Source organism: Nocardioides zeae, assembly GCF_030818655.1.
In the GTDB taxonomy this organism is placed as follows: domain Bacteria; phylum Actinomycetota; class Actinomycetes; order Propionibacteriales; family Nocardioidaceae; genus Nocardioides; species Nocardioides zeae_A.
The window spans coordinates 1,409,025-1,420,864 of sequence record NZ_JAUTAN010000001.1; the positions used below are offsets into that span (position 1 = coordinate 1,409,025).

Annotated in this window: 12 protein-coding genes and 1 pseudogene; 7 read left to right on the plus strand and 6 right to left on the minus strand. The window is 73.8% G+C overall.

Annotated elements, in window-relative coordinates; translation table 11 throughout:
• Positions 1 to 12 precede the first annotated feature (12 nt).
• Together serB and QE405_RS06730 are read right to left on the minus strand one after the other, a co-directional pair.
• Positions 13 to 1,335 carry a phosphoserine phosphatase SerB gene (serB, locus tag QE405_RS06725; RefSeq protein ID WP_307199431.1) on the minus strand — a complete coding sequence of 441 codons (1,323 nt, stop codon included), beginning with the start codon at positions 1,333 to 1,335 and terminating at the stop codon, positions 13 to 15.
• Positions 1,336 to 1,402: 67 nt separating this feature from the next.
• Positions 1,403 to 2,134 carry a hypothetical protein gene (locus QE405_RS06730; protein ID WP_307199432.1) on the minus strand — a complete coding sequence of 244 codons (732 nt, stop codon included), beginning with the start codon at positions 2,132 to 2,134 and terminating at the stop codon, positions 1,403 to 1,405.
• A 52-nt stretch (positions 2,135 to 2,186) separates the two neighbouring features.
• Here QE405_RS06730 and QE405_RS06735 point away from each other — a divergent pair, with 52 nt between their 5' ends.
• Positions 2,187 to 2,984, plus strand: coding sequence for an ABC transporter ATP-binding protein (locus tag QE405_RS06735; RefSeq protein WP_307199433.1), 798 nt, complete (start codon positions 2,187 to 2,189; stop codon positions 2,982 to 2,984).
• Positions 2,985 to 2,991: 7 nt separating this feature from the next.
• Positions 2,992 to 3,777 carry a sulfite exporter TauE/SafE family protein gene (locus tag QE405_RS06740; protein ID WP_444939680.1) on the plus strand — a complete coding sequence of 262 codons (786 nt, stop codon included), beginning with the start codon at positions 2,992 to 2,994 and terminating at the stop codon, positions 3,775 to 3,777.
• A gap of 66 nt (positions 3,778 to 3,843) precedes the next feature.
• Here the strand turns inward: QE405_RS06740 and QE405_RS06745 are convergent, their stop codons facing one another.
• Together QE405_RS06745 and QE405_RS06750 are read right to left on the minus strand one after the other, a co-directional pair.
• Positions 3,844 to 4,392: an RDD family protein gene (locus QE405_RS06745; RefSeq protein WP_307199434.1), complete on the minus strand. Its 549-nt coding sequence runs from the start codon at positions 4,390 to 4,392 to the stop codon at positions 3,844 to 3,846.
• A gap of 113 nt (positions 4,393 to 4,505) precedes the next feature.
• Positions 4,506 to 5,459 (minus strand): alpha/beta fold hydrolase, encoded by a 954-nt coding sequence (locus QE405_RS06750; RefSeq protein WP_307199435.1) that lies wholly within the window; start codon positions 5,457 to 5,459, stop codon positions 4,506 to 4,508.
• A 56-nt stretch (positions 5,460 to 5,515) separates the two neighbouring features.
• Between QE405_RS06750 and QE405_RS06755 the strand changes: the two genes are divergently transcribed.
• From QE405_RS06755 to QE405_RS06765, 3 genes are all read left to right on the plus strand, one after another.
• Positions 5,516 to 6,613, plus strand: coding sequence for a PP2C family protein-serine/threonine phosphatase (locus QE405_RS06755; protein WP_307199436.1), 1,098 nt, complete (start codon positions 5,516 to 5,518; stop codon positions 6,611 to 6,613).
• Between the two features lie 76 nt (positions 6,614 to 6,689).
• A complete protein-coding gene (locus QE405_RS06760) occupies positions 6,690 to 7,838 on the plus strand; it encodes an LLM class flavin-dependent oxidoreductase (protein WP_307205652.1) in 1,149 nt (382 codons plus the stop codon).
• Positions 7,835 to 8,470 (plus strand): CE1759 family FMN reductase, encoded by a 636-nt coding sequence (locus tag QE405_RS06765; protein WP_307199437.1) that lies wholly within the window; start codon positions 7,835 to 7,837, stop codon positions 8,468 to 8,470. Before QE405_RS06760 ends, QE405_RS06765 begins: the two co-directional genes overlap by 4 nt.
• A gap of 82 nt (positions 8,471 to 8,552) precedes the next feature.
• Here QE405_RS06765 and QE405_RS06770 read toward each other — a convergent pair whose 3' ends face one another.
• Together QE405_RS06770 and QE405_RS06775 are read right to left on the minus strand one after the other, a co-directional pair.
• Complete coding sequence (locus QE405_RS06770) at positions 8,553 to 9,515, minus strand: type IV toxin-antitoxin system AbiEi family antitoxin domain-containing protein (protein ID WP_307199438.1); 963 nt, start codon at positions 9,513 to 9,515, stop codon at positions 8,553 to 8,555.
• Positions 9,516 to 9,729: 214 nt separating this feature from the next.
• The gene (locus QE405_RS06775; RefSeq protein ID WP_307199439.1) at positions 9,730 to 10,251 is read right to left on the minus strand and encodes a YbhB/YbcL family Raf kinase inhibitor-like protein; all 522 of its coding nucleotides are present in this window, start codon (positions 10,249 to 10,251) and stop codon (positions 9,730 to 9,732) included.
• Positions 10,252 to 10,301: 50 nt separating this feature from the next.
• On the opposite strand from QE405_RS06775, the gene cobT reads away from it, so the two are divergent.
• Positions 10,302 to 11,375, plus strand: a complete 1,074-nt coding sequence (cobT, locus tag QE405_RS06780) for a nicotinate-nucleotide--dimethylbenzimidazole phosphoribosyltransferase (RefSeq protein ID WP_307199440.1) — start codon at positions 10,302 to 10,304, stop codon at positions 11,373 to 11,375.
• Positions 11,375 to 11,767: pseudogene (locus tag QE405_RS06785) on the plus strand (precorrin-2 dehydrogenase/sirohydrochlorin ferrochelatase family protein); the annotation flags it as partial. The gene cobT and the pseudogene QE405_RS06785, both read left to right, overlap by 1 nt.
• Positions 11,768 to 11,840: the final 73 nt, after the last annotated feature.

The window sequence follows — 11,840 nt, forward strand, 5'->3', positions numbered from 1 at the left end:
GTACGCCGCGCCTCAGCCCGCGACGGGGGCGGGGGTCACGAGGCCGGCGGCCGCGTCGGCGGCCTCGACGTCCTCGCGGGAGATGCCGAGCAGGTAGATGATCGTGTCGAGGTAGGGCACGTTGACGGCGACCTCGGCGGCCTCCCGGACCGCGGGCTTGGCGTTGAACGCGATGCCGAGGCCCGCGACGCCGAGCATGTCGAGGTCGTTGGCGCCGTCGCCGACGGCGATGACCGACTCGACGGGGATGCCCACCTCCGCCGCGAACTGGCGGAGCGCCGTGGCCTTGCCCGCCCGGTCGACGACCGGGCCCACGATGCGTCCGGTCAGGCGACCGTCGACGATCTCGAGCTCGTTGGCCCGGGCGAAGTCGATGCCGAGGTCGGCGGACAGCCGGTCGGTGATCTGGCTGAAGCCGCCCGAGACGATGGCGAAGCGGTAGCCGAGCCGCTTGAGGGTGCGCACCATCGTGCGCGCGCCGGGGGCGAGCCGGATCCCGGCGTAGACCTCGTCCAACGCGGTCGCCTCGACGCCCTCGAGCCGCGCCACGCGCTGGCGCAGCGACTCCTCGAAGTCGATCTCGCCGCGCATCGCGGCCTCGGTGACCGCGGCGACCTCGTCCTCGCACCCGGCGTGGGCCGCCAGCATCTCGATGACCTCGCCCTGGATGAGGGTGGAGTCGACGTCCATGACGATGAGCCGCATGCTGCGCCGCAGCAGGTTGGCCGGCTGCACCGCCACGTCCACGCCCTGGCGGGCCGCCTCCGCTGCGAGCGAGAGGCGCAGACGCTCGGGGTCGGCGCCCGACACGTGGAGGTCGATCGCGGTGACGGGGTAGCGCGCCATGCGCTCGATGCGGTCGATGTTGGCACCGGCGTCGGCGATGCGGCCGGTGATCTCGGCGAGCGCCTCGGCCCGGAGCGGTGCGCCGATGACGGAGACGTGCACCCGGCCGGCGCCGCGGCTGTGGTTGTCGCCGGTGCCCTGCTCGACCTCCACCTGCATCCCGACCGCGGTCGCGGCGCGCGTGACCTCGTCGCGCAGGCGGTCGACCTCGGCGGGGGCGTCGGGCGCGGTGACCAGCAGGCCCAGCACGAGGCGACCGCGCAGCACGATCTGCTCGACGTCGAGCACGTCGACGCCCGCCTGCGCCAGCACGCCGAGCATCGAGGTGGTGACGCCGGGCCGGTCCTTGCCCGTGAGGGTCAGCAGGAGGGTCCGCTCGGCACCGGGAGCACCGGCGGGGAAGGCCGCGCCGGGCGACCCGTGGGGCGCGGGGTGGGCGGGACCGCCGTCCGTGGGACGGGGCTGGCTGGGGTCGGCGGGAGCGCTCATCGGGGGCGAGGGTACCGCTCGGGCGCGTCGGCCCGGTGTCCAGCGTCGGGCCGGCGCCGGACCGGCGTCAGGCGGGCGGCCAGACCTCGGGCGACGCCGCGGCGGTGAGCGCGTGACGGGCGGCGCGGGCCAACCCCTGGACCGCGTCGCGACGGGCGTCGATCTCGACGGCGGTGACGGCGGCGCCGTCGGTCCTCCCGGCCAGCGCCGCGACGCGCTGCAACCGCAGGGCACGGCCGGCGAGGTCCACGCAGCGGGCGGGGACGCCGGGCGGAGCCTCGAGGTCGCTGCCCACCCGTCGCAGGTCCAGGAGCTCGTCGGCGACCTCGGGCTGCCAGCGGGCGACGTCGAGCCGGGCGAGCCCGTCGGCGGCCTCCAGCAGCGCGGACCGCAGCCCCCGGTCCGCGTCGCCCACGTCGGGGAGCGGACGCCGACCGACGGCGTGCGCGGTCCACTCGATCGCCGCCCCGACCCCGGCCGGCGTCCAGCCGACGCCGACCGCGGCCGCCACGACCGCCTCGCCGGCGTCGAGCGCCGCGGCGTTGAACGCGGCCGGACCGCCGAGACCGACGAGGTCGCCCGCCACGGGGAAGGCGGCACCGATCTCCTGGGCGCCGGCGCTGCGCAGGAGGCCCAGGGCCTCCACGAGGCTGGTCGACGGGCCCCCGTGGGCCGGGGCCACGACGTGGCGCACCGCGTGCTCGCCGAGGGCGTCGAGGAGGTCGTCGGCCGCGACGTGCCCGCGCAGCCAGGCGGTGCCCCACCAGGCGAGGGTGAGGGAGACGGGCTGGGATTCCACGGGGCGAGGGTACGGCGCGGGCTCGGCGCCCGACCTCGATAGGGTGCCGGTCATGACCGCTGTGCTCGAGCTCGCCGACGTGACGGTCCGACGGGGGGACGCGGTCCTGCTCGACCGGGTCACCTGGGTGGTGTCCGAGGGGGAACGGTGGGTGCTGCTCGGCCCCAACGGGGCCGGGAAGACCACGCTGCTCCAGATCGCCGCCGCCCAGCTGCACCCCACCTCGGGTGCGGTCGGCCTGCTCGGCGAGCTGCTGGGCACCGTGGACGTGTTCGAGCTCCGGCCCCGGATCGGCGTGGCCAGCGCGGCCGTCGCCGAGCGCATCCCCCGTGGGGAGACGGTGCGCGACCTGGTGCTCACCGCGGCGTACGCCGTGGTGGGGCGCTGGAAGGAGTCCTACGACGAGCCCGACCACGCCCGCGCGGACGCGCTGCTGCGCGAGATGAGCGTCGAGCACCTGGCGGACCGCACCTTCGGCACGCTGAGCGAGGGCGAGCGCAAGCGGGTGCAGATCGCACGCTCGCTCATGACGGACCCCGAGCTCCTGCTGCTCGACGAGCCGGGGGCGGGCCTCGACCTCGGCGGTCGTGAGGACCTCGTCAGCACGCTGTCCGTCCTCGCCTACGACCCGGACTCGCCGGCGACGGTGCTGGTCTCCCACCACGTGGAGGAGATCCCGCCGGGCTTCACGCACGCGCTGCTGCTCCGCGAGGGCCGGGTGACGGCGGCCGGCCCCATCGCGGAGACGCTCACCGAGGCCAACCTCTCGGCCACCTTCGACACCCCGCTCACCGTCCGCCTCGAGGACGGTCGCTGGTCGGCCCGTCGGCGCTCGCGCCGCCAGGCCTGAGCCCGCGGTGAGCGGCTTCGACCCCTCCTGGGTGGAGATGGTGGCGATCCTCGCCGCCGGGGGCGTGGCGGGCGCCATCAACACGGTGGTCGGCTCGGGCACCCTCGTCACGTTCCCGACGCTGCTGGCCTTCGGCGTGCCGCCGATCGTGGCCAACGCCTCGAACACGATCGGTCTCGTGCCGGGCTCGCTGTCGGGCGCGTGGGGCTACCGCCGCGAGCTGGCCGGGCAACGGGCACGCATCCTGCGCTTCGCCAGCGCCTCCGCGCTCGGCGGCATCCTGGGTGCCGTCCTGCTGTTCGCCCTGCCGGACGGCGCGTTCTCCGCGATCGTCCCGGCGCTCATCGTGCTCGGCCTCGTGCTGGTGGTCACCGGCCCGCGGATCTCCGCGGCCATCGCCCGGCGGCGTGAGGCGCGGGGACTGGGGGAGCGTCCCGAGCACGGCCCCTGGTGGCTCTGGCCCGTGGTGGCGCTCTGCGGCGTCTACGGCGGCTACTTCGGCGCCGCCCAGGGCATCATCATGATGGCCTTCCTCGGGATCGGCCTCGACGAGACGCTGCAGCGGCTCAACGCCATGAAGAACCTGCTCGTCGCCCTCGTCAACGGCATCGCGGGCGTGCTCTTCGCCGTCTTCGTCGACGTCGACTGGCTCGTCGTCCTGCTCGTCGGCGTCGGCGCCGTGGTCGGCGCCCAGGTCGGGGCTCGCTACGGGCGCCGCCTGCCCGACGGCGTGCTCCGCGGCATCATCGTGGTGGTCGGGGTCGTGGCGCTCGGCGTCTTCCTCGCGGGCTGACCCACGACGCACGAGGGGCCCCTGCCGGTGTCGGCAGGGGCCCCTCGTCGTGGACGGGTGCTCGGGTCAGCCGAGCTTCATCACGTAGGTCTCGTTGGCGAGCTTGTCGTGGAAGCCCTGGCGGAGCTGCTTGTCCTGGCTGATCGTGACGGCGATGAAGATGTAGACGCCGAGCTGCAGCAGCGTGCTGAGCACGTTGAAGATCCCGAGGGGCACGAGCGCGAGCAGACCGAAGAGGTAGAAGAAGTTGCGCTTGACCGACTGCGCGGGCGTCACGGGCGCGCCGGCCGGACCGACGACCTTGAGCTTCATGGCCTTCTTGCCCAGCGTCTGGCCCGACGTGGTCTCGAAGAAGACGTAGTAGCCCAAGGAGATGGCGAGGCCCAGGATCGCACCGATAGCGGTCACGGCGTAGTTCGCCTCGCCACCGGAACCGATGAGGATCGCGGCGAGGACCAGCCCGATCACGAAGCTGACGATCGTCAGCAGGATGCCGTCGATGAGGCGCGCCAGGAAGCGGTCCATCAGCTCGGCCGGGCGGGGCTGGGGTGCGCCGTACGCGCCGGGCTGGGGTGCGCCGTACCCACCGGGCGGCGGGGGCTGGTTGTAGCTCACGAGGAGTCTCCTTCGAAGGGGTGGCTGCTGCAGTGGCCACCACCGTATCGGCGGGGGCGAGGTCAGGCGCCGACCTGCCCACCTCCGGGGCAGCTCAAACGACGGCCGGCGGGTCAGTCCTCGTCGATCCGGCTCCGCAGCCAGCGGTCGAGCTCCGCGTAGGCGAGCGACCGGGCGGGCTGCCGGGACAGGATCACGTCGTGGAGCGCGCCGGGCACGGTCGCCAGCGTCAGGTGCCGAGCCCCGACGTAGGGCGACCAGCGCCGGATCTGCTGGACGTCGAGCACGACGTCGCTCGACAGCACGTCCTCGCCCATCTCCCGGGGCGCGGTCGTGCGGTCCGAGGAGAGCACCAGCACCGGCACCCCGACGGCGAGCCCGCGGTGGAGGCGCGCGTGGGCGCGGCGCACGGCCCGCAGCCACCCCAGCTGCACCGGCACCGACTCCAGCGGCTTCCACTGCAGGTCGTAGTCGAACTCGCCCTCGTGGTCGCGGTGGAGGCTGCGGCCGTAGAGCCCGCTGACGTTGCGGGGCAGCACGCGGCGGGGGAAGCGGGCGCCCAGCAGGTCGATCGCCACCGTGCCCACGGTGCGCGCGAGGAGGGAGCCGCGCAGGTCGAACCACGGGGAGTTGAGCACGAGCCCGACGAGCCCCGACGGCGTGCGGTCGTGGGCCCACAGCGCGACGATGAGCCCACCCGTGCTGTGGCCCGAGAGCAGCACCCGCTCGTGGCCGTCGCGATCGGTGATCCGCTCCCAGGCGGCGTCGAGCTCCTCGTCGTACGCGGCGAGGTCGTCGACGTAGGTGGGGGTCTGGTGGGGGAGGATCGACCGGCCGTACTTGCGCAGGTCGAGCGCGTAGACGTCGTAGCCCCGCTCGGCCCACCACGCGGCGTACTCGGTGTGGAAGAAGTAGTCGCAGAACCCGTGGACGTGGAGCACGGCACCCCGCGACGGACCGACGGCGGGGCGGTGGACGAGCGTGGCGACGACCTCGCCCTCGTCGTCGGGGCGGAGCGGGATCGTCTCGGCCGTGTAGGGCGGTCCGAGCACGTCGGGCTGGCTCATGGGGCCATCTCACCATCCACCGCTGGTGGGCGGTGCGCAGGCCGTACGCTTCGCCGGTGAGCACCACCACGCGGATGCGCTCGGGCGCCGCGGCCTACCTCGACGACCGCGTCGGTCGCTGGCGCACGGGTTCGGCCAGCGGTCAGCGGTGGGTGCTCGACCTGCTGCTGGTCGGGGTCGTCGTCTGCTTCGGCGTCTCCGTGTGGGACTACGGCTTCATGCCGGTCACCGCCTACCTCGTCTGGCTCATCGTCGGCATGATGCTGCTGCGGTTCTGGCCGCTGGCGGTGTTCGCGACCGTGTGCGCGGTGCTGGGCTTCACGACCGTCCTCGCCGCCGGCGAGTTCACCGCCCCCCGTATCTCGGCCCTCGTCGCCCTGCTCGTCGCCTCGGCGCTCGTGCTCGTCCACGCCCGGCGGCAACGCACCGGTCTGCCCACCGTCGTCAGCGAGGCGATGCTCGTCGACCTGCGCGACCGGCTGCAGGCTCAGAGCGTCGTGCCTGCCCTCCCGGCCGGATGGTCGGCGGAGTCGGCGAACCGCCCGGCCTACGGCGTCGCCTACGCCGGCGACTTCCTCGTGGCGGACACGACCGGCGACGGCCGTCACCTCGAGATGATCCTCGTCGACGTCTGCGGCAAGGGCGTGGGCGCGGGCACGCAGGCGCTGCAGCTCGCCGGTGCGCTCGGCGGGCTCCTGGGTGCGCTGCCCCCGGTCGCGCTCATGGGCGCCGCCAACGACTTCCTGCTGCGCCGCGGCGACGACGACTCCTTCGCCACCGCCGTGCACGTGCGGGTCGACCTGGAGACCGGTTCCTACAGCATCGTCAGCGCCGGGCACCCGCCGGCGCTGCGGTACGACGAGGGTGCGGCGCGGTGGCTCGTCGACAACGCCCGCGGCACGGCGCTGGGCATCGTCCCGCGCCCGGAGCTGGTCGAGAGCCGCGGCACGCTGCAGCCGGGTGAGGCCCTGCTCTTCTACACCGACGGCGTCGTCGAGTCGCGCGACGCGGACCTCGACGTCGGCATCGCCTGGCTCCAGGCGACGGCCGCCCGCGAGGTGGCCGACGGGTTCCGGGGGGCCGCGAGCCGGATCATCACGCAGGTCAGCCGTGGCGACGACGACCGCGCGGTGCTCCTGGTGGTGCGGGACTGATCGGGGAACAAAGCTGGAGCGGTCCCGGTTGACGTGATAGTTTCACTTTCAACTACACGAGGAGCGAGTGAGCGACATGCAGATCGGCATCTTCAGCGTCGGCGACGTCACGACCGACCCCACCACGGGCCGCACCCCCAGCGAGCACGAGCGCATCAAGTCGACCGTCGCGATCGCCCGCAAGGCGGAGGAGGTCGGCCTCGACGTGTTCGCGACGGGGGAGCACCACAACCCGCCGTTCATCTCCTCGAACCCGACGGCCACGCTCGCCTACATCGGCGCGCAGACCGAGCGCATCGTGCTGTCGACGGCGACGACGCTGATCACGACCACCGACCCGGTGCTGATCGCGGAGGACTACGCCAAGATCCAGCACCTCACCGACGGTCGGGTCGACCTCATGATGGGTCGCGGCAACACCGGGCCCGTGTACCCCTGGTTCGGCAAGGACATCCGCAAGGGCATCGAGCTGGCGATCGAGAACTACGCGCTGCTGCGTCGCCTGTGGCGCGAGGACGTCGTCGACTGGCAGGGCAAGCACCGCACGCCGCTGCAGGGCTACACCTCGACGCCGCGCCCGCTCGACGGCGTCGCGCCCTTCGTGTGGCACGGCTCGATCCGCAGCCCCGAGATCGCCGAGCAGGCGGCCTACTACGGTGACGGCTTCTTCCACAACCACATCTTCTGGCCGGCGTCGCACACACGGCAGATGGTGGCGCTCTACCGTCGCCGGTTCGAGCACTACGGCCACGGCACCGCGGACGAGGCGATCGTCGGCCTGGGCGGCCAGTTCTTCATGCGGCGCAACAGCCAGGAGGCGGTGCGGGAGTTCCGCCCCTACTTCGACAACGCCCCCGTCTACGGCCACGGCCCGTCGCTCGAGGACTTCACCTCGCAGACGCCGCTGACGGTCGGCTCGCCGCAGCAGGTGCTGGAGCGGACGCTGTCGTTCCGCGACTACGCGGGTCACTACCAGCGGCAGCTGTTCCTCATCGACCACGCCGGGCTGCCGCTGAAGACGGTGCTCGAGCAGCTCGACCTGCTCGGAGAGATCCTGCCGGAGATGCGGAAGGGCTTCGCGGAGGGCCGCCCGGCCAACGTGCCGGACGCGCCGACCCACGCCTCGCTCGTCGCCGCCGCCGGTGGCGCGCGCGACACGACCGTGCACGCCGCCGACGACGTCACCGGCGCCCGCGCCGAGGACGCCGTGGAGGTGGGGGCGTGACCCGCCGGATCGCCGTGGTGACGGCCGGGCTCTCCCAGCCGTCCAGCACCCGGCTCCTCGCCGACCAGCTCGCCGACGCGACGGCGGCGGCGCTCGGCGCGGCGGGCGAGGAGGTGCACGTCGACGTGGTCGAGCTGCGCGACGTCGCCCACGCGCTGACCGACCACCTGCTGACGGGCTTCGCCACCGGCGGGCTCGCCGAGGCGATCGGCGACGTGGCGCGGGCCGACGGGCTGATCGTGGTGACGCCGGTCTTCAGCGCGTCGTACTCCGGCCTGTTCAAGACCTTCTTCGACGTGCTCGAGCCGGAGACGCTGGCGGGCAAGCCGGTGCTGCTCGCCGCGACCGCGGGCACGGCGCGGCACTCGCTCGTGATCGAGCACGCGCTGCGGCCGCTGTTCGCCTACCTGCGGGCGGTCACCGTGCCCACCGGCGTCTTCGCCGCCACCGAGGACTTCGGCGGCGACACGCAGCTCGCCGCCCGGGTCCACCGGGCGGCCGGGGAGCTCGCGGCCCTGGTCGCCGGCGCCCCGGTCGCGGCGTCCCGGCGGTCGACGGCGCTGCCCGCGGCCGACGAGGAGTTCGGCGACGTCGTGCCCTTCGAGGCGCTGCTGCGCGGCGAGGGCCTCTGACGCTCGGGGCTGCTGGCCTCGGGGGCCGTCACTTTCCCCGGTCGACCGGGGAACGTGTCGCTTTGACCATCAATGTTGATGGTCAAAGCGACACTTCGGGTGCGCCCTTCGCGACTCCGAGCGCTCGTCGCGTCCGAGCGACGAGCCGGTCTTGGTCGTCCAGGTCGTGCCAGACGTAGCGGATGAACCGGCAGTCCAGGAGCTCCCGTACACGGTCCTCGCGGACCTTCTCGCGCACGACCGCGTCCGAGGGCGTCTCACCCGGGTGCAGCAGCCTCGAGTACTTCACCGCCCCGTCGAACTCACCCGCCACGCCGTGCTCGGGCCACCAGAGATCGAGCACGGCGACCAGCTCGTTTCCGTCGTACACCGGATGCTGTCGGACCGGTGCAGGGACACCGCCGCGCCACAGTCCGTAGAAGAGCCGGCTCTCGCCGACGGAGCCCGCTAGCGGACTGGCGAGGCTCGCCGCGATGGCCGTGTGCAGCGTTCCCGGCCAGTTCCGCGCGTAGGCGACCATCGCGTCGAGCTCGGCAGCCGTCATGCGCCCCTCGCGGAGCAGGCTGTCCATCACCACCAGGGTCCGCTCGGTGTCCGCAACCGTGGACAGCTCGACCGCCGCACGCGCGGGTACGACGGCGGGCACGCCTCCGAGGTCGACGACGTGCTCCTCCGGCAGGTCCGCGCGGTGGTGGGCCAGCCCGGACTCACGGCGCTCCGAGCGACGTCGCGGATGCGTGAGGTGGACCGTCGAGAGGTCGAGGCCCCAGTGGCCCTCGGTGTGGAGGAGCACTGCCGACGTGTGGGACGCGACCTGCCCGACGTTGGCCCGCTCGAGCGCCGACCGGAGCCGTGCCCGGTGTCGCTCGACCTCCGAGCGCTCCTTCCACGTGCTGCTCAAGGCGTACGTCCCGTGCCGGATGGCGACGATCTCACCAGCGCGACGGGCGCGGTAGAAGGCCGACGTCGTGTAACCCGCCGCCAGCGCGTCCCGCGTCAGGAAGTAGCCCTGCTTCTGGTCCAGGGCTCGGAGTCGTGGATGCATGACGGCCTCGTTCCCACTGGGCAGCAGGTCACGGGTCGCACGGCCCCATCGGTGGATGACGCGTCCGCGGTGCTCGCCTGGGGACGACGAGCGGGCTGTAGCGGCGTACGAGTATCGCTTGAAGCGACAACACGCCGCTTTGACCATCAATGTTGATGGTCAAAGCGGCGTGTTCCCCGGTCGACCGGGGAAAGTGACGCCAGGCCGACCCCCGTCAGTGCTGGTAGGTCCCCGTGACGATGGCCCGGCCGAGGGTCTTGAACGCGAGGTTGAACGACACGACCGCCGGGCTGGCGGACTCGTCCACGCCCAGCTTCTCCTCGCCCACGGCGTGCACGACGAAGAAGTAGCGGTGCACCTGGTCGCCCTCGGGCGGGGCGGCACCCATGAACCCGTGCTCGCCACCGTCGTTGCGGACGTGGAACGCGCCCTCGGGCAGGTCGCCGGCGGCGGCCCCCGTGTCGAGGGACGTCACCGAGGCGGGCAGGTCCACGAGCACCCAGTGCCAGAACCCGCTCGGCGTGGGGGCGTCGGGGTCGAAGCACGTGACGACGTAGGACTTCGTGCCCTCCGGCGCCCCGCTCCAGCTCAGCTGGGGCGAGGTGTTGCCGTGGGCGGCGACCTGGTCGTCCTCCAGCGGCGCACCGTCGGTGACGTCGGTGCTCGTCACCGTGAAGGACGGGACGGCGGGCAGCAGCGTGTAGGGGTCCGGGCTCACCGGGCGATCGAGGCTCATGCCTCGACCCTAGGAGGTCGGCGGAAGCGCGGGCAGGGGAGAATGCCCGCGTGCCGACCCTCGACGAGACGCTCGCCCGCATCGCCCCGCCCGACCCCGCCGCCCGTGCGGCGGCCCTCGAGCGGCAGGCCCAGCTGACGAAGCCCGCCGGTGCGCTCGGCGTGCTCGAGGACGTCTCGGTGCAGCTGGCCGGGATCGCGGGCACGTGCCCGCCGCCGGCGCCGGAGCGCCCGGTCGTCGCGGTGTTCGCGGGCGACCACGGGGTGCTGGCGCAGGGCGTCTCGCCGTGGCCCGCCGAGGTCACGCTCGGCATGGTGGAGAACTTCCGGGCCGGCGGCGCGGCCGTCAACGTGCTCGCGCGCGCCTGCGGCGCGGACGTCGTCGTGGTCGACGTCGGGGTGGCCGCGCCCGTCGCCGCGGACGAGATCGTCTGGGACCGCAACGTACGGCGCGGCACGGCCGACCTCCACACCGAGGCCGCGATGACCCGTGACGAGGCGCTGGCCGCGCTCCAGGTCGGCATCGACGTCGCGACGGAGCTCGTCGCGCGGGGCCACGACCTCCTGCTCACCGGCGACATGGGCATCGGCAACACCACGCCGGCGGCCTGCCTGGTCGCTGCCTTCACGGGTGCGGACCCGGCAGCGGTCACGGGGCGCGGCACCGGCGTGGACGACGCCACGCTGGCGCTGAAGACCCGCGTGGTGGCGGAAGCGGTGCGCCGGCTGGGTGCCCCCGTGACCGACCCCGCCGCCGACCCGGTCGCCACGCTCGCGGCGGTCGGGGGCCTCGAGCACGCGGCACTGGCCGGGTTCGTGCTCGGTGGCGCCGCGGCCGGCGTGCCGGTACTGCTCGACGGCTTCATCGCCGGGTCGGCCGCGCTCGTCGCCCACGCGCTGGCCCCCGAGGTGACGGGCTACCTGCTGGCCGGCCACCGCTCGGCGGAGTTCGGCCACCTCGCGGCCCTGTCGCACCTGGGTCTGCGTCCCCTCGTCGACCTCGACCTGCGTCTCGGGGAGGGCAGCGGCGCGGCCCTGGCCTTCCCCCTGGTGCGGAGCGCGGCGCTCGTGCTCGCCGAGATGGCCACCTTCGACTCCGCGGGCGTCGCCCGCAAGGAGGTCTGATGACCACCGAGCCCGACCGCCCCACCCACGCCCGCAGCGCGGCCAACCCCGACGCCGACCGGTTGGACGAGCTGGCCGAGCACCCGCCGTACCCCGTCGGCCTGCGCCTCACGGGCCGGCGCGTCGTGGTGGTGGGCGGGGGGCACGTGGCCCAGCGCCGCGTGGCGGGGCTGATCGCCGCCGGCGCCGACGTGCTCGTCGTCTCGCCGGTCCTGACGCCGGCGCTCGAGGGCATGCTCGCGGAGATCACCTGGCGCGAGGGCCGGTTCGAGCCGGCGGACCTGGACGGGGCCTGGTACGCGCTCGCCACCACCGACGACGCCAGCGTCAACCACGCCGTCGTGCAGGCCGCCGACGAGCGCCGGATCTTCTGCGTGCGCGCCGACGACGCCCGCGAGGCCTCGGCGTGGACGCCGGCCACCGGTCGCCACGGCGGCGTCACCGTCGCCGTGCTCGGCAACCGCG